Source organism: Variovorax sp. ISS6 (assembly GCF_056523145.1).
Window position 1 is genome coordinate 5,803,149 of the sequence record NZ_JAWRZC010000001.1, and the last position, 16,387, is coordinate 5,819,535.

General features: G+C 71.7%; 18 protein-coding genes. 9 read left to right on the plus strand and 9 right to left on the minus strand.

The annotated features are described in order from the left end of the window. Nucleotides 1-66 precede the first annotated feature (66 nt). From AC1HIL_RS26855 to AC1HIL_RS26875, 5 genes are all read left to right on the plus strand, one after another. Nucleotides 67-1,776 carry an ABC transporter permease gene (locus AC1HIL_RS26855; protein ID WP_479670444.1) on the plus strand — a complete coding sequence of 570 codons (1,710 nt, stop codon included), beginning with the start codon at nucleotides 67-69 and terminating at the stop codon, nucleotides 1,774-1,776. Then, on the plus strand, nucleotides 1,773-2,459 hold the full coding sequence (locus tag AC1HIL_RS26860) for an ABC transporter ATP-binding protein (protein WP_479670445.1): 687 nt from the start codon (nucleotides 1,773-1,775) through the stop codon (nucleotides 2,457-2,459). The genes AC1HIL_RS26855 and AC1HIL_RS26860 overlap by 4 nt, the downstream gene beginning before the upstream one ends. A gap of 97 nt (nucleotides 2,460-2,556) precedes the next feature. Beyond that, a complete protein-coding gene (locus tag AC1HIL_RS26865) occupies nucleotides 2,557-3,252 on the plus strand; it encodes a glutathione S-transferase family protein (RefSeq protein ID WP_479670446.1) in 696 nt (231 codons plus the stop codon). Nucleotides 3,253-3,314: 62 nt separating this feature from the next. Beyond that, complete coding sequence (gloA, locus tag AC1HIL_RS26870; RefSeq protein ID WP_093340085.1) at nucleotides 3,315-3,728, plus strand: lactoylglutathione lyase; 414 nt, start codon at nucleotides 3,315-3,317, stop codon at nucleotides 3,726-3,728. Nucleotides 3,729-3,734: 6 nt separating this feature from the next. Continuing rightward, entirely contained in the window at nucleotides 3,735-4,331 is a 597-nt protein-coding gene (locus AC1HIL_RS26875; protein WP_479670447.1) for a DUF1697 domain-containing protein, read from the plus strand. Nucleotides 4,332-4,343: 12 nt separating this feature from the next. On the opposite strand, the gene AC1HIL_RS26880 is transcribed toward AC1HIL_RS26875, so the two are convergent. The 4 genes from AC1HIL_RS26880 to AC1HIL_RS26895 all read right to left on the minus strand — a co-directional run bounded on the left by AC1HIL_RS26880 (nucleotide 4,344) and on the right by AC1HIL_RS26895 (nucleotide 8,336). After that, the gene (locus tag AC1HIL_RS26880; protein ID WP_057597172.1) at nucleotides 4,344-5,075 is read right to left on the minus strand and encodes a haloacid dehalogenase type II; all 732 of its coding nucleotides are present in this window, start codon (nucleotides 5,073-5,075) and stop codon (nucleotides 4,344-4,346) included. Between the two features lie 7 nt (nucleotides 5,076-5,082). Beyond that, nucleotides 5,083-5,730, minus strand: coding sequence for a bifunctional 4-hydroxy-2-oxoglutarate aldolase/2-dehydro-3-deoxy-phosphogluconate aldolase (gene eda / locus AC1HIL_RS26885; protein WP_057597173.1), 648 nt, complete (start codon nucleotides 5,728-5,730; stop codon nucleotides 5,083-5,085). Next, nucleotides 5,721-7,559: a phosphogluconate dehydratase gene (gene edd / locus AC1HIL_RS26890; RefSeq protein WP_479670448.1), complete on the minus strand. Its 1,839-nt coding sequence runs from the start codon at nucleotides 7,557-7,559 to the stop codon at nucleotides 5,721-5,723. Before edd ends, eda begins: the two co-directional genes overlap by 10 nt. A gap of 222 nt (nucleotides 7,560-7,781) precedes the next feature. Beyond that, nucleotides 7,782-8,336 (minus strand): OmpA family protein, encoded by a 555-nt coding sequence (locus AC1HIL_RS26895; RefSeq protein ID WP_261214419.1) that lies wholly within the window; start codon nucleotides 8,334-8,336, stop codon nucleotides 7,782-7,784. A 156-nt stretch (nucleotides 8,337-8,492) separates the two neighbouring features. Between AC1HIL_RS26895 and AC1HIL_RS26900 the strand changes: the two genes are divergently transcribed. Both AC1HIL_RS26900 and AC1HIL_RS26905 read left to right on the plus strand, forming a co-directional pair. Beyond that, entirely contained in the window at nucleotides 8,493-9,227 is a 735-nt protein-coding gene (locus tag AC1HIL_RS26900) for a gamma-glutamylcyclotransferase (RefSeq protein WP_422098188.1), read from the plus strand. Continuing rightward, nucleotides 9,224-9,766, plus strand: a complete 543-nt coding sequence (locus AC1HIL_RS26905) for a superoxide dismutase family protein (RefSeq protein ID WP_422096378.1) — start codon at nucleotides 9,224-9,226, stop codon at nucleotides 9,764-9,766. Before AC1HIL_RS26900 ends, AC1HIL_RS26905 begins: the two co-directional genes overlap by 4 nt. Before the next feature lie 7 nt (nucleotides 9,767-9,773). Here AC1HIL_RS26905 and AC1HIL_RS26910 read toward each other — a convergent pair whose 3' ends face one another. Further along, entirely contained in the window at nucleotides 9,774-10,358 is a 585-nt protein-coding gene (locus AC1HIL_RS26910; RefSeq protein WP_479670449.1) for a nucleotidyltransferase family protein, read from the minus strand. Between the two features lie 32 nt (nucleotides 10,359-10,390). On the opposite strand from AC1HIL_RS26910, the gene pdxH reads away from it, so the two are divergent. Further along, the gene (gene pdxH, locus AC1HIL_RS26915; protein WP_057598633.1) at nucleotides 10,391-11,044 is read left to right on the plus strand and encodes a pyridoxamine 5'-phosphate oxidase; all 654 of its coding nucleotides are present in this window, start codon (nucleotides 10,391-10,393) and stop codon (nucleotides 11,042-11,044) included. 4 nt (nucleotides 11,045-11,048) lie between these two features. Here pdxH and AC1HIL_RS26920 read toward each other — a convergent pair whose 3' ends face one another. Then, nucleotides 11,049-12,257, minus strand: a complete 1,209-nt coding sequence (locus AC1HIL_RS26920; RefSeq protein ID WP_479670450.1) for an OmpA family protein — start codon at nucleotides 12,255-12,257, stop codon at nucleotides 11,049-11,051. Nucleotides 12,258-12,281: 24 nt separating this feature from the next. Here AC1HIL_RS26920 and AC1HIL_RS26925 point away from each other — a divergent pair, with 24 nt between their 5' ends. Continuing rightward, nucleotides 12,282-12,680, plus strand: coding sequence for a hypothetical protein (locus AC1HIL_RS26925; protein WP_057596279.1), 399 nt, complete (start codon nucleotides 12,282-12,284; stop codon nucleotides 12,678-12,680). Between the two features lie 115 nt (nucleotides 12,681-12,795). On the opposite strand, the gene AC1HIL_RS26930 is transcribed toward AC1HIL_RS26925, so the two are convergent. From AC1HIL_RS26930 to AC1HIL_RS26940, 3 genes are all read right to left on the minus strand, one after another. Continuing rightward, nucleotides 12,796-13,746 carry an AEC family transporter gene (locus tag AC1HIL_RS26930; protein WP_057596280.1) on the minus strand — a complete coding sequence of 317 codons (951 nt, stop codon included), beginning with the start codon at nucleotides 13,744-13,746 and terminating at the stop codon, nucleotides 12,796-12,798. A 61-nt stretch (nucleotides 13,747-13,807) separates the two neighbouring features. Beyond that, nucleotides 13,808-15,907, minus strand: coding sequence for a TonB-dependent receptor (locus AC1HIL_RS26935; protein ID WP_479670451.1), 2,100 nt, complete (start codon nucleotides 15,905-15,907; stop codon nucleotides 13,808-13,810). A 79-nt stretch (nucleotides 15,908-15,986) separates the two neighbouring features. Continuing rightward, nucleotides 15,987-16,328 carry a hypothetical protein gene (locus AC1HIL_RS26940; protein WP_057596282.1) on the minus strand — a complete coding sequence of 114 codons (342 nt, stop codon included), beginning with the start codon at nucleotides 16,326-16,328 and terminating at the stop codon, nucleotides 15,987-15,989. Between the last annotated feature and the right edge of the window lie 59 nt (nucleotides 16,329-16,387).

Below are 16,387 nucleotides of genomic sequence, written 5' to 3' on the forward strand. Positions count from 1 at the left end.
GCTTGTCGAAGCGCCGCGCAAGGCTTCGACAGGCTCAGCCCGAACGGATCTTTCCGATCGCAGATCATGCTGAGGGCCTCGCGCGGCCCCCGGACGCTGCAGGCGGTGGGCCCGCTGTGGCGCGGGGCCGCGTTCCTCGTGGCGGCCGGCGTGCTCGCGCCGGTGCTCGCCCTGCTGTGGCTCGCGCTCGGGCCCGGCGCCCAGGGCTTCGCGCACTGGCAATCGCTGTTCGCGCACGTGCTGCCGCAGGCCACGCTCAACACGGCCATGCTGCTGGCGGGCGTCGGCCTGCTGGTGCTGACCGTGGGCACCGGCTGCGCCTGGCTGGTCACGGCCTGCGACTTCCCGGGCCGGCGCGTGCTGCACTGGGCGCTGCTGCTGCCGCTGGCGATGCCGACCTACATCGTCGCCTTCGCCTACCTCGACCTGCTGCATCCCATCGGCCCGGTGCAGGGCGCGATCCGCTGGCTGCTGGGCTACGACAGCCCGCGCCAGTTCCGCCTGCCCGACCTGCGCTCGATGGGCGGCGCGGTCTTCGTGCTGGGCTTCGTGCTCTATCCCTACGTCTACATGACGGCGCGCGCGATGTTCATGAGCCAGCCCGCGCACCTGATGGAGGCCGCGCGCATGCTCGGCGAGAACCGGCGCGGCGCCTTCTTCCGCGTCGCGCTGCCGCTGGCGCGCCCGGCGCTGGCCGTGGGCCTGAGCCTGGCGCTGCTCGAGACGCTCAACGACATCGGCGCTTCCGAATTCCTCGGCGTGCAGACGCTCACCGTGGCCGTCTACACGACCTGGATCACGCGCTCCGACCTCGCGGGCGCGGCGCAGATCGCCTGCGCCATGCTCGCCATGGTGATCGCGCTGGTCTGGCTCGAACGCAACGGCCGACGCCACCAGCGCTACGGCTCGGCGCAGCGCATGCGCGCGCTGCAGCCGCGGCCGCTGCGCGGCGCCATGGCCTGGGCCGCCACGGCGGCGGCCTCGCTGCCGGTGCTGATCGGCTTCGTCGCGCCGGCGCTCTACCTGGTCTGGGAAAGCGCCAAGCGGCTGCGCCAGGGTGGCGGCATCTCGCACGGGCTGCTCGCCAGCCTGGCCAACACCATCGCGCTGGCGGCCGGCGTCACGGCGGCCGCGGTGGCGGCCGGGCTGCTGGTGGCCTGGGCCGCGCGCAACCCGGGCGGCCAGGGCGGCGGCGCGCGGCGCGGCCGCTGGCCCGCGCGCGTGGCCACGCTGGGCTATGCGGTGCCGGGCACCGTGCTGGCCATCGGCCTGCTCACGCCGGCGCTGGCCTTCGATGCCGCGCTCGCCACCGCGTTCGGCTGGCAGGGCCTGCCGCTGATGGGCGCGGGCGTGGTGCTGGTGGTGGCCTGCACCATCCGCTTCCTCGCGATGCCGGTCGGCAGCATCGAGGCCGGCCTGGCGCGCATTCCGCCGGCCATCGAGCAGGCCGCGCGCCTGCTCGGCGAGACCGCCCTCGGCGCGCTGCGGCGCGTGCACCTGCCGCTGCTGCAGCCCTCGATCGCCGCCGGCGCGTTGCTGGTCTTCGTCGACGCGATGAAGGAACTGCCCGCCACCCTGCTGCTGCGGCCCGCCAACTTCGACACCCTCGCGACCTGGCTCTATGCCGAGGCCGCGCGCGGCACCTACGAGGAAGGCGCGATCGCGGCGCTGCTGATCGTGGCGGCCGGCCTGCTGCCCGTGATGCTGCTGGCGCGCAGCCAGCTCGCGGCCGCGCACGCGGCCGATCCCCTGCCCGTATCCTCCGCCACGCCATGAGCGCCAACCTGCACATCGACGCCCTCCGCCTCGCCTACGACACGCCGCGCGGCCCGCACGTCGTGGTCGACGGTTTCTCGCTCGCGCTCGCGGCCGGCGAGATCGCCTGCCTGTTCGGGCCCTCGGGCTGCGGCAAGACCACGGTGCTGCGCGCCATCGCGGGCTTCGAGCCGCTGCGCGCGGGCGAGATCCGGCTCGGCGAGCGCACGCTGTCCTCGACGCGGCAGCACCTGCCGCCCGAGGCGCGGCGCGTGGGCATGATGTTCCAGGAGTACGCGCTGTTCCCGCACCTCGACGCGGCGCGCAACATTGCCTTCGGGCTGCGCCGGCTGCCGCGCGCGCAACAGCGGTCGCGCGTGGCCGAGATGCTGGCGCTGGTCGGGCTGGCCGAGGCCGGCGAGCGCTATCCGCACGAGCTCTCGGGCGGCCAGCAGCAGCGCATCGCGCTGGCCCGCGCGCTGGCGCCCGCGCCGGCGCTGCTGCTGCTCGACGAGCCCTTCTCCAACCTCGACGGCGCCACGCGCGAACGGCTCACGGTGGAGGTGCGCGCGATCCTGCGCCAGGCCGGCCAGACCGCGATCCTCGTGACCCACAACGAGGCCGAGGCACAGGCCATGGCCGACCGCATCGGCGTGATGCATGGCGGCCGCATCACGCGCTGGATCGAGACCTCGGCCCGCTGAGGCTTAGCACAAGACGCGCTTTTGCCGAATGGGCTTTTCGGGAAAAGGTTGTTCGCCCCCGGAAGAATCCGGCCCCACCGATTCATCCGGAGCGCCCATGTCCCAGCCCCTCACCCTCGTCAGCCACCTGCTGTGCCCCTACGTGCAACGCGCCGCGATCGCGCTGCACGAAAAGGGCGTCGCCTTCGAGCGCGTCGTGATCGACCTCTCGGCCAAGCCCGACTGGTTCCTCGCGATCTCGCCGCTGGGCAAGGTGCCGCTGCTGCGCGTGCAACGGCCCGACGGCGGCGAGACCGTGCTGTTCGAGAGCAACGTGATCTGCGAATACCTCGAGGAGACCCAGCCCGGCGCACGGCTGCATCCCGAGGATCCGCTCGCGCGCGCCGAGCACCGCGCCTGGATGGAGTTCGGCTCGGCGATCCTGGCCGACCTCTGGGGCTACGAGACCACGAAGGACGCCGAGGTGTTCGCGCAGAAGCGCCAGGCCCTGGGCTACAAGTTCGCGCGCGTCGAGGCGGCGCTCGGCGCCGGCCCCTTCTTCGCGGGCGAGCGCTTCAGCCTGGTCGACGCGGTGTTCGCGCCGGTGTTCCGCTACTTCGAGGTGTTCGACCGCCTCGTCGATTCGAAGCTCTTCGATGCCCTGCCGCGCGTCGATGCCTGGCGCCGGGCGCTGGCCGCGCGGCCCAGCGTGCGCGCGGCGGTGGTGCCCGAGTACCCCGAGCACCTGATGGACTTCCTGCGCAAGCACGAATCGCTGCTGCTCGCGCGCGCCGAGGAAGTCCGAGCGGCTTGATCGGGGCGCCGGGAGACCGACAATAGCGGGCTCCCCACGACAACACCCATGGACTCCACGCGATGAGACTCCTCCACACCATGCTGCGCGTCGGCAACCTGCAGCGCTCGATCGACTTCTACACGAAGGTGCTGGGCATGAACCTGCTGCGCACCTCGGAGAACCCCGAGTACAAGTACAGCCTGGCCTTCGTCGGCTACGACGAGGGCAACCCCGGCCAGGCCGAGATCGAGCTCACCTACAACTGGGGCACCGAGAGCTACGAGCTCGGCACCGCCTACGGCCACATCGCGCTCGGCGTGCCCGATGCCTACGCGGCCTGCGAGAAGATCAAGGCCGCGGGCGGCAACGTCACGCGCGAGGCCGGCCCCGTGAAGGGCGGCACCACGGTGATCGCGTTCGTGACCGATCCCGACGGCTACAAGATCGAATTGATCCAGCGCGCCGAGCAGGCGGCCGGCGGCGGATTGCGCTGATCGGCGATGGTCACGGGCGCCGCGAAGAAGAAGCCGGCCGCGAAAAAGGCCGGTGCCAAGGCCGGCAACAAGGCCGTGCGCCACGTCGCGCTGCTGCGCGGCGTCAACGTCAACGGCATCACGATCCGCAGCGCCGAGCTGCAAGCGCTGTTCGTCGAGCTCGGCTTCGGCGCGGTGCACACCGTGCTCGCGAGCGGCAACGTGCTGTTCGACACCGGCGAGACCGACATCGCCGCGCTGCGCCAGCGCATCGAGCAGGCGCTGCGCGAGCGCTTCGGCTACGAGGCCTGGATCGTGCTGCTCGCGCAGGCCACGGTGGCGCGCATGGCCGCGGGCTATCCCTTCGAGCGCGTCGACGAGGAACGCCATCCGTACATCGTGTTCGGCTCCGATCCCGCGATGCTCGACGAGGTGATGGCCAAGGCCGAGGAACTCGAGACGCACACCGACCGGCTGCAGCGCGGCGACGGCGTGCTCTATTGGGAGCTGCCGCGCGGCGAGAGCACCGACACGCCGGTGGCGAAGCTGCTCGCGAAGACGCGCTACAAGTCGAGCACCACCACGCGCAACCTGCGCACGGTCGAGAAGCTGATCGCGGGCTGAACCGGCGCGGCCTCAGCAGCCGAGCAATTCGGCCAGCTGCAGGATGTCGCGCGCATGCAGGTTGTTGCCAGCCACCGGCGTCACGTCCTTGGGCTGCGCGCGGCCGAACTCGAAGGGCCGCTCGATGTAGCCGGTCTTGAGGCCGCAGGCGCGCGCGGCCGCGAGGTCGTCATGATGCGCGGCCGCCAGCATCACCTGGCCCGGCGTGGCGTCGAACACGCCGGCCACGCCGAGATAGGTGCGCGGGTCGGGCTTGTAGGCCTTGAAGACCTCGGCCGACAGGATGCAGTCCCAGGGCAGGCCCGCGCGCTTGGCCATCTCGGTCAAGAGGCCGATGTTGCCGTTCGACAGCGAGCAGATGGTGAACTTGCGCTTCAGGCGTGTGAGCCCTTCCACCGCATCGGGCCAGGCCGGCAGCCGGTGCCAGGCGCGGCTGAGCTCGCGCCGCGCGGCGGCATCGAGGCGGTCGCTGAGGCCGAAGTCGCGCAGCACCTGCTCGAGCATGCTCAGGTGCAGCTCGTCGAGCAGGGTGAAGCCGCCCTCGCCCGCGGCGATGCGTTCCATCACCTGCTTCATCGCGGGCTGGTAACCGGCGCGCCAGGCCAGCGCGAAGGTCGCGCCGTCGACACCCGGCAGGGCCTGCTCGGCCTCGGCGGCGATGCCGCTGTGCCAGTCGACCACGGTGCCGAAGACGTCGAAGGCCACGACCTTGAGGTCGCTGGCGTCGAAATCCGCGTTGCCCATGGCGGCCTCAGCGCGAAAGCTGGCTCGCGGCGCGCGCGAGCTGTTCGATGCGCGCCCAGTCGCCGTCGCGGATGGCGTCGGTCGGCACGATCCACGAGCCGCCCACGCAGGCGACGTTCGACAGCGCGAGGAACTCGGCCGCGTTGCCCGCATGGATGCCGCCCGTGGGGCAGAAGACGACGTCGCCGAACGGGCCCTGCCAGGCCTTGAGCATCGGCAGGCCGCCGGCCTGCAGCGCGGGGAAGAATTTGAGCTGGGTGTAGCCGTCCTCCTGCGCCGACATGATCTCGCTGCCGGTGGCCACGCCGGGCAACAGCGGCAGGCCGAGGTCGTGGCAGGCCTTGCCGACCGCGCGCGTGTAGCCCGGGCTCACGCCGAACTTGGCGCCGGCCAGCGCCGAGGCCTGGGCATCGGCCGCGCTGCGGATGGTGCCCGCGCCGGCGACGGCCTCGGGCACTTCCCTGGCGATGATCTCGATGCACTCGAGCGCCTGCGGCGTGCGCAGCGTCACCTCGAGCATGCGGATGCCGCCGGCGACCAGCGCGCGCGCGAGCGGCACGGCGTGCTTCACGTCGTTGAGCACGATCACCGGGATCACCGGCGCGTCGCGCATCACGTCGAGGGCAGTCAGTGCGTTCTTGTCGTTTACAGCCATGAGCAGGCTCCTTCTTCAGCAGTCAATGCATTGCGCCGCATGCCGGCGAACAGTTCGCGCCCCAGGCCATGGCCGTCGGCGAAGCGCTGGGCCTCCGACAGCGTGGCGGCCTCGCGCTCGGCCCACTCGTCGGCGGGCAGCAGGACCTCGAGCGTACCCGTGACCGCGTCCAGGCGTATGACGTCGCCGTCGCGCACCTTGGCCAGCGGCCCGCCCGCGGCCGCCTCGGGCGACACGTGGATGGCGGCCGGTATCTTGCCCGAGGCGCCGCTCATGCGGCCGTCGGTGACCAGCGCCACGCGGAATCCCTTGCCCTGCAGCACCGACAGCGGCGGCGTGAGCTTGTGCAGCTCGGGCATGCCGTTGGCCTGCGGGCCCTGCCAGCGCACCACGCAGACCACGTCGCGCTCGAGCTCGCCGGCCGTGAAGGCCTTCTGCAGCGCGGCCTGCGAATCGAAGACCCGCGCGGGCGCCTCGACCACATGGCGGTCGTCGGGCACCGACGAGACCTTGATGACGCTGCGGCCCAGGTTGCCGCTCAGCAGCTTCAGGCCGCCGGTGGCGCTGAAGGGCGCGGCGGCGGGCCGCGTGACGGCATCGTTCTGCAGCGCGGCGGCCGGCGTCCAGCGCAGGCGCCTGGCATCGGCCTCGCCATCGAGCGACGGCACGCCGGCGAATTCGCGGATGCCGCCCGAGCGCACCGTCAGCACGTCGGCATGCATCAGGCCGGCCTCGACCAGCTCGCCGATCACGAAGCCGGGACCGCCCGAGGCCTGGAACTCGTTCACGTCGGCGCTACCGTTGGGGTACACGCGCGTGAGCAGCGGCACCACGTCCGACAGCTTCGAGAAATCGTCCCAGTCGATCACGATGCCCGCGGCGCGCGCCACGGCCACCCAGTGGATCAGGTGGTTGGTGGAGCCGCCGGTCGCGAGCAGCGCGGCCATGGCATTGACGATGCAGCGCTCGTCGACCATCTCGCCGATCGGCGGGCACTGGAAGGCGGCTTCGCCGGCCTTGCCCAGCACCGTGCGCACCGCCTCGCGCGTGAGCGTCTCGCGCATCGCGTCGCCGGGCTGCACGAAGGCCGTGCCGGGCACGTGCAGGCCCATGGCCTCGAGCAGCATCTGGTTGCTGTTGGCGGTGCCGTAGAAAGTGCAGGTGCCGAGCGTGTGATAGGCGGCCATCTCGGCCTCGAGCAGGCCCTGGCGGCCCACGAGCCCCTGCGCGGCCTGCTCGCGCACCTTCGACTTCGCGTTGTTCGACAGGCCCGAGGGCATCGGCCCCGCGGGCACGAACACGGTGGGCAGGTGGCCGAAGTGCAGCGCGCCGATCAGCAGGCCCGGCACGATCTTGTCGCACACGCCGAGCATCAGCGCGGCATCGAACATGTCGTGCGTGAGCGCGACCGCGGTGCTCATCGCGATCAGGTCGCGGCTGAACAGGCTCAGCTCCATGCCGGGCGTGCCCTGCGTCACGCCGTCGCACATGGCGGGCACGCCGCCGGCCACCTGCGCGGTGGCGCCGAGGCGGCGCGCCTCGTGCTTGATGATGTCGGGATAGCCCTGGTACGGCGCATGGGCCGAGAGCATGTCGTTGTAGGCGGTGACGATGCCGATGTTGGGCGCGCGCTCGGCGACCACGCGGAACTTGTCGTTGGCCGGGATGCCGGCCACGGCATGCGCCACGTTGGCGCAGCCCATGCGGTCGGAGCCGCGGTCGCGCTGGCGCAGTTCGGCGAGGCGCGCGAGGTAGGCGCCGCGCTGCGCCTTGCTGCGATCGCGGATGCGATCGGTGACGTCGAGGACGGTGGGGTGTGTGCTGCTCATGGGGATGTTGTCGGTGGCTCTGCCGATGGGGTCGCCACTGTCGCGTGGGCGACCTCGAGATGGGTTCATCGTAGCAAGGACGACGCCAGGCCTCGATGGAAATCGGGCACCGTGCCAATACGAATCCACGCCCGGATACGGATGCTTGCAAAACACCCGGACGCGGGCTCGCGCGAGCCCGCGTGGCGGCGCATTCCGCGCGCCGCGGCGGCCTGCCCGGCCTCAGTCGAGCAGCTTGACCTCGACCCGGCGCGCCTGCGCGTCGTTGCCGCTGCCGGCCGTGACGGGCGGGCGCAGCAGGTCGATCCTGTCGGCCGGCACGCCGAGGCCGACGAGCACGTCGCGCACCGTCTCGGCACGCTTCTTCGCGAGCTGTTCGTTGACCGCTGCATCGCCGGTGGTGTCGTGGAAGCCCGAGACCACCGCCTTGCGGCCGGCCTCCACGCCCTTGATGACCGCGGCCAGCGCTTCCGCGGCACCGGGCGCGAGGTCGGCGCTGCCGGTGGCGAAGTAGAAGTTCACCACGCCGTTGGCGACGCGGATGCTGGCGCCGTCGGGGATCGTGACGGTGACCGTCTCGGTGACCTCGGCCACCGTGGTCTGGGTGGCTGGCGCCGCGGCCGGCACCGTGATGGCGGTCTGCGCAGTCGCGGACGCCCGGGCGGGCGTCTTGTGCCACGCCGCGAAGCCGATCACGCCACCGACGATCAGCACCAGCAGGATCGCGAGCAGTCCGAGGGCGAAATTCTGCTGGCTGTCGTCGGTGGTGTTCGTCACGCGTGCTCCGTAGGATGAAAGCGGCCGGTAAATAATGGGGTGGTCAACCATGATCAGGAAATTGTAGGCATGGGTCCTTCTCCCGACACTGTAGGCGCTGGCCCCACCTCGGGCTCGGACCCGGCGCCCAATCCCGGGCCGCCGGGTCTGGATCCGCTGCCCAAGCCGCTGCGCGATCCGCAGCCGATGCTCGAGCGCACCATCGCCGAATGGGGCGGCCACGAGGACCTCTGGCTGTTCGGCTACGGCTCGCTGATCTGGCGGCCCGAGTTCGATTTCATCGAGCGCCGCCCGGCCTGGGTGCGCGGCTGGCACCGAGCGCTGAAGATGTGGAGCCGCGTCAACCGCGGCAGCGTGCAGACCCCGGGCCTGGTGTTCGGCCTGCTCTCGGGCGGCAGCGTGCGCGGCATGGTGTTCCGCGTGCCGGCCGCGCAGGGCCTGGACACGCTGCGCCGGCTCTGGCTGCGCGAGATGCCCACCGGCGTGTACGACCCCAAGTGGCTGCGCTGCGCCACGGCCTCGGGGCCGGTGAGCGCGCTGGCCTTCACGCTGTCGCGGCGCAGCCCCAACTTCACGGGCGAGCTCAGCGACGAGCGCTACCGCCACATCTTCGCGAATGCCGTGGGCCGCTACGGCAGCTCGCTCGACTATGCGCAGCAGACGCTCGAGGAGTTGCGCCGCCACGCGATCCACGACGCGGCGCTCGCGCGGCTGGTGGCGCTGGCCGTTCCGCCGGCGGCGCCGGGCGACACATCGGCGGGGCACACTGCATCGCCGGCACCGGCCGATTGCGATGTGGTGCCGCCTCCGGTATACGTCGCAGGGTCGTCCGACAAGAAATCCTCCCAACCTTCCGGACCCTCCGGATCTCCCGACAAGGACCAACAATGAAGAACTCTTCCCGCCGCCTCGCCGGCGCCGCCACCGCCGTGCTCGCGGCCTCGCTGCTGGCCGCCTGCGGCACGCTGGGCGGCAAGCCCAGCACCACGGTCGACCTGGTGCCCACCGGCGCGATCACGCCGAACCCGACCACGGGCACCGTCACCTTCACGGCGCTCGAGCATGGCGTGCGCGTGGCCGGCATCGTGCGCGGCCTGCCGCCGAACACCGAGCACGGCTTCCACATCCACGAGAAGGGCGACTGCGGCGACAACGGCAATGCCTCGGGCGGCCACTTCAACCCCAGCGGCGGCACGCACGGCAAGTTCGCCGCGCCGGGCAGCCATGCGGGCGAGTTGCCGAGCCTGGTGGCCAACGGCGCCGGCGAGGCACGCTTCAGCGTCGAGAACCATGCGATCTCGCTGACGCCGGGCGCCGCCAACAGCGTGATCGGCCGTGCCCTCGTGGTGCACCGCGACAAGGACGACTTCACGACCCAGCCGGCCGGCAACTCGGGCCCGCGCATCGCCTGCGCGGTGATCGGCAAGTAAGAAGGGTTCAGCCGGGGCGCGGTGCGCCGGCTGCCTCGCGCGCGCGCCACAGCGCCTCGGCGCGCGCCAGGGCCTCGGGGGTGTCGATGTCGGTCACGACGCCGGCATCGTCGAGCGGCAGGTCGGCCACCGAACCCGCCGCGCGCAGCGCGCGCAGGACGGGCGCCGCGCCGAAGTTGCCCTCGAGCACCGAGAGCGCCGCCTGGCAACCGGCGGCAAAGCCCACCGGATGCCCGCGCTCCCCCTGGTAGCTGGGCTGCGCCGCCTGGGCCCCGCCCGCGAGCGCGGCCGCCACCGCCTGCATCGTCCGCGGCAGCACCAGCGGCAGGTCGCCCGGCAGGATCAGCCAGCCGGACGCACCCGAAGTGGCGCGCACCGCGGCCGCGATCGAATCGCCCATGCCCGGATGGCCCGCGTCCTCCACGTGCCAGGGCAGGCCGCTCGCGCGCACGGCGTCGAGCGTGCGTTCGAGCACCGGCTTGCCGGCCAGCGGCGCGCGCAGCTTGGAACCGCTGCCGCCGGCGGCCACGAAGCGCTCGCCGCGGCCCGAGGCCAGCACGATCACGGTCGGGGGATTCGCGAGGGAGGTCACGGCGCGAGTATCGCTTGGGCAACAATGCCGGCATGACTTCCCCGACTTCCCAAGAATCGCTGGCCGCGCTGCGCAAGAGCTACGAGCGCGCCGAGCTCGGCGAGGCGCACAGCGCCGACGATCCGCTGCGCCAGTTCGAGCGCTGGCTCGACGAGGCCATCGATGCCCAGGTGCCCGAGCCCAACGCGATGACCTTGTGCACGGTCGGCAGCGACCTGCGGCCCTCGAGCCGCATCGTGCTGATCAAGGGCTACGACGCGCGCGGCCTGGTCTGGTACACCAACTACGAGAGCCGCAAGGGCCGCGAGCTCGCGGGCAACCCCTACGCCTCGCTGCAGTTCCACTGGGTCGAGCTCGAGCGCGTGGTGCGCATCGAGGGCCGGGTCGAGAAGGCCGGCGCCGACGAGAGCGACGCCTACTACGCGAGCCGCCCGCTCGATTCGCGGCTGGGCGCCTGGGCCAGCCCGCAGAGCGAGGTGATCGGCGGGCGCGAGGTGCTGGTGAAGAATGCCGCCGTGGCCGCCGCGAAGTACCTGCTCTCGCCGCCACGCCCGCCGCACTGGGGCGGTTACCGGCTGGTGCCCGACCGCTGGGAATTCTGGCAGGGCCGCAAGAGCCGGCTGCACGACCGGCTGCGCTACCGGCTCGAGGCCGGCCAGTGGGTGCGCGAGCGGCTCGCTCCCTAAGCGGTCAAGCCTCGCAGGCCGCCACCTTGAATTCGACGCGGCGATCGAGCGCGTCGCTCGCATCGTCGGCACCCGTGCCCACGATGTTCTCGCGGAAGCCGGCGCCGGCTTCGCGCAGCTTCTTCGCCAGCGGCGGGGCCTCGCCCACCAGCCGGGTCTTGACGATCACCGCGCGCTGCAGCGACAGCCGCTCGTTGACCGCCTCCGAGCCCGTGCGGCTGGTGTGGCCGGTCACGACCACGCAGGAATCGATCTGCGCCGCCTGGCGCGCGATCTGGCGCAGCCACATCGGGTAGGCGGCGCTGATCTTCGGGTCGGCCAGGAAGTCGGTCGAGCCCGGCTTGAACAGGAACTTCACGCTGAGGTTGTTGCTTTCGAGCCCCAGGCGCGCGAGCGTGCCGAAAGTGCGCTCGGCGTCGGCGGTGCGGCCCAGCTGCGACTGCGTGAGGTACAGGCCGCTGTAGACGCGCAACTGCTGGCCGTCGGGGCGGCGCGAGGCGGCCTCGTAGCGTGCCAGCGCCTCCTGCAGCCGGCCGGCCTCGTAGGCGGCGGTGGCCTCCTGCATCACGGTCGCGGTCGGCAGGCGCTCGAGATAGAGCGCGTCGGCGGCCTGGCCCGGCTGGGTCTCGGCGGTGCGGATGTAGCCCTCGACGCCGCGGTCCTTGCCGTTGACCGGGCTGTCGCGGAAGAAGGCGGTGGGCCGGGTGTCGAGCGTCGCGTCGCTGATGCGCGCCGTCGACTGCGCGATCACGGTGCCCCCCTTGATCTCGGTCAGCGCGAGGTTCAGCCGGTAGGGCGAGCCGCCCGCTTCCTTGTCGCGCACCAGCGTGCCGTTGAGCACGTACTGCGCGGTGGCGATCTCGGTGCTGTTGAACGGCGTCACGGTGAACTGCTTGAACTGCGCCTGCATGCGCTGGACGATGCGCTGCTCGGCCACGCGCGTGACCTCGGTCTGCTGGCCGCTGGCGCTCTCGAGCAGCGGATCGATGACGATGCGGCTCTGCTTCATCGAGGACTCGACCTTGGCGAGGAAGCCCGGCAGCTTCTTGGTCTGCACCATCAGGTCGTCCACCGCCTGGTCGACGGCCTGGTCGAAAGGCATCGCGTTGCCCGGCTGCGGGCGTTGCGCCGCGCAGGCCGCGAGCAGCACGGCGGCGGCGCCGAGCGCCATCGCGCGCAGCGCGCCGCGCAGGCTGGGGGGGATCTTCATCATCAGCATTGGCTCCTCAAGTACGTCATGTCCTGGTCCGACAGCGGCTCGCCCACGGCGGCGCGCATGTTGATCTCGGTGCAGCGCTTCGTCGGCGCCGGCCGGCGCGCGGGGGCGGGCCGGTCGGCCTCCTGTTCCGCCACGCGGGCCGGCGGCGCCTCGGCCGGCGCGCGCGGCTTCGGCGGCGGCCGCGCGGCCGCCCTCTCGCTCGGCCGGTCGACCGCTGCCGGCGGCTTCGCCGGTTCGGGCGCCGGTTTTTCCTCCGGCCTGGGCACGGCGAGACAGGGCGTGCGGCATGGCTTGGCCTGCGCCGCCGCCGGCGTGGCCGCGCCCAGCAGCAGCCACGGCGCGATCGCCGTCGCGACCAGCACCATCGCAACAACGGGCATGGATCGCGTCTGGCAAATCATCAGCGGGGAAATGTAGAGCGGCGCGCGGCGCTCCACATCTCGCCAAACGGCCACCCTGCCGAACGGCATAGGGGGCACGAGGCGGCGAGAAAGATCGAAGGGCTACGGTTTCGCGTGGCCCGCGCCGGATGTCAGGGCAGCCACTGCACCCAGAGCATCACCAGCGTGAGCGTGACCAGCGCGAGCAGCGTGGAGACCGCGACGCTGGCGGTCACCAGGTCCTCGGCGCTGCGGTAGCGCTGCGAGAACAGGAACACGTTGGCGCCGATCGGCAGCGCGGCCGCGACCACCATCACCGTGAGCGGAATGCCGCGCACGCCGAGCGCCCAGCCGATGATCGCCACCAGCAGCGGATGCAGCAGGTTCTTGACGCCGGCCTGCACCAGGGCACTGCGCCAGTGGCGCCCCACCGGCGTGAGCGCCAGCGTGATGCCCACCATCACCAGCGCCACCGGGCCGAAGGCCTGGCCCAGCAGCTCGATGGTGCGGTCGACCGGCTGCGGCATGACCCAGCCGCTCTGCGCGAACAACAGGCCCGCGATGATCGGCAGCGGCACCGGATGGATGATGGCGTTGCGCAGCGCGCGCAGCACGGTGCGCAGCATCGAGCGCTTCTCGGTGCCGCCCAGCACCGCATGCTCGCGCGCCACCGCGAGCTCGAGCACCACGGTGGCGCTGGTCATCAGCACCAGCGAATGCAGCGAGATCAGCGTCAGCAGCACCACCATGCCGGCCTCGCCATAGGCCAGGCCGACCAGCACGATGCCGATCATCACGGTGTTGCTGTAGGTGTTGGCGAGCGCGAGCACCGCGCCCGTGCGGTTGAAGCCGCGCAGCGCCAAGGTGGCCGCGAACAGCAGCCCCGAGGCGATGAAGTAGGCCGCCACCGGCTTGAAGCGCAGTTCCTCGACATGCACGCCGCTCATCGCGCGGAACAGCAGCGCCGGCGCGAGCAGCAGGAAGATGAGATTGGAGAGGTCCTTGACCGCATTGCCGCCGATCCAGCGGCGCCTCCCGGCCAGGTAGCCCGCCGCGATCAGCAGCACGACGGGCAGGAGGGATGAGATGACGAACGAATTCACCGGTCGAGGATAGCCGAGCGATTGCCGCCCTCCCCCGCGGGAAAGGGCGGCACATGCACGGTCAGAAGGTCACGCGCACGCCCACCTTCAGCGACCGCCCCGGCAGCGGCGCGGCCGGGTACACCGTCGTCGTCAGGATCGAGGTCGCGCTGTAGGCCAGCTTGTTGCCGATGTTGTCGACGCGCGCATACCAGGTGAGGTTGGCGCGCTGCACCTTCATGCGGTAGGCGATCGACGCATTCCACAACGTGTAGGCATCGGTCTCGCGCGCGCCGACGCCCGGCACGCGGTGCTGCGCGGCGTTGTAGTCGAAGCCGACGCGGCCGCTCCACGGGCCGTTGCCGTAGACCAGCGTGGCGCCCACGCGCACCGGCGCGATGCGCGGCAGCGGTTCGCCGGTGTCGGTGTTCTTCGCGCGCACCAGGTCGCCGCGCCACTCGAGGTCGAGCGTGCCGGCGTCCGCCATGCGCGCGAAGCCGTCGCTGCCCAGCAGGCGCAGGTTGCCGCTGGCCTCGATGCCGGTGAAGCGTGCTCGCACGCCGTTGTAGAGGTACTCGGCCAGCGTGTCGGTGACCTCGGGATCGGTCACGACCTGGCCCTCTCCGTCGAGCGTGCGGCCCGAGGCGGTCAGGCCGATGTAGTTGCGAAAGCGCGTGACGTAGGCGTTGACGCGTGCCGTGTTCGGCCCCGACTTCCATTGCGCGCCGAGGTCGAAGCCGGTCGATTGCTCCTTGCTGAGGTTCGGGTTGCCGACCTCCCACGCGGCCGTGGCCACGTGCGGGCCGTTGGCCAGCAGCTCGTAGTCCTTGGGCGCGCGCTCGGTGTAGGCGATGTTCGAGGTCAGCTGCCACTGCGGCGCGAGGTTGACCAGGGCGCCGAAGGCGGCGCTGTTCGGGTTGAAGGTGCGCTCGCCGATCGCGAAGCGGTTGATGCTCGGATCGTCGGGATAGCCGAGCGATCGCACGGTGACGCGCTCGGTGCGCGCGCCGAAGCTCAGCTTGCCCCACGAGGTGCCCATCTCCTCGTAGAGGAACAGCGCGCGCGAGCGCGTGCGGCTGTGCGGCGCGAAGGCTTCCTCGCCGTCGGCGGCGAAGCGGTTGGTCTCGGCGCTGAAGCCCATCAGGCCTTCCAGCGGCCCGATCTTCTCGTGCCGCACCTCGACGCGCAGGTCGTTGCTCATGTTCGAGAAGGTGGTGCCGGCTTCGGCGCCCTCGAACTCGGTGTGGCGGTAGTTGGTGTGGCTGAGCTTGGCGTGGACGCTGCGGATGATGCCGCCCGGGCGCCACTCGCCCTCGATCGCGTAGCGGTCGGACTTCATCGCGATGGTCACGTCGTCCTCGGCCACGGTGCCGTAGTTGCTGCGGTAGGTGCTGGCCGAGGCGCCGATCCAGCCCTGGTCGAAGAACAGCGTGCCGCCGATCGCGCCGCCATGGGCCTCGTTGGCCGAATTGCAGATCTTGCGCGCGCGCCAGGGCGAGCCGGGCTTCTCGCAGTTCAGGTCGATCGGCACCGAGACGTCGCTCGAGTCGCGCTTGAAGGCATCGGCATGCAGCGCGAAGCGGCCGTTGCCGCCCTCGAGCATCACGGCGCCGTTCTTCTCGCGGTTGCCGGTGGCGTAGCCGAGGTCGGCACGGCCGCCGAAGCCCTCGATCGGCTCGCTCGGGATGCGGTTGTCGATCAGGTTGACCACGCCGCCGACCGCGCTGCCGCCGTACTGCAGCGCCGACGGGCCGCGCAGCACCTCGACGCGCTCGGTGACCAGCGCGTCGACCGGCACCGCGTGGTCGTAGCTCAGCGCCGAGGCGTCGGGCGCGCCGCCGCCGTTCTGCAGGATGCGGATGCGGTCGCCGTCCTGGCCGCGGATGATCGGCCGGCTGGCATTGGGGCCGAAGTAGGTGCTGCTGACGCCGGGGATGTTGTCCAGCGTCTGGCCCAGCGTGGACTGCGAGCGCAGCAGCAGTTCGTCGCCCGAGAGCGTGGTGGTGGGCGCGATCAGGTCGCTGGCGCCCAGCGGATTGCCGGTGACGGTGATCTCGCGCAGGCTGGTGGTGGGTTGCGGGTTCGGCGAGGGATCGGCGGGTGCGGTCTGGGCCAGGGCCGCGGCCGAGGCGAGCGAGAGGACGGCAGCGCCGATGGCGTTGCGACGGAATTGGGGGGTCATGAATGAAAACTCGTTGAATCGATGAACGACCGCCGGCCACCCGTGCGCGACGGGTGGCGGCGAATCGGAAACGGGGGATTCAGCGAGCCGGGGGCGGGCCGCGCGCGTCGAACAGCGCGACCCAGCGCGCCAGCGCCTCGCCCTGCAACCAGGCAAAGGTGGCCGCGGGCAGCAGCACCGGCAGCACCACCAGCGGCACGCCGGGCGCGCTGGCGCCGTGCGCGAGCTGGTCGTAGAGCCGGCACTCGGCATCGGTGTGCAGCCCGAACAGGCTGGCGATGCCATGCGGATGCACATGGGCCTGCGCGGCCGGTGCCTGGACCGCGGCCGCCGGCGCGGGCAGGCCGGGCACGTGCAGCGTGCGGTGCATCAGCCCGAGCGTGCCGGACAGCCACAGCGCCACCGCCAGCACGACGAGCATCGCGCGGGCGGAAACGGGGACGGGACGGCGAAGCGTGTGCACGAGGGAAAAGCTGGCAG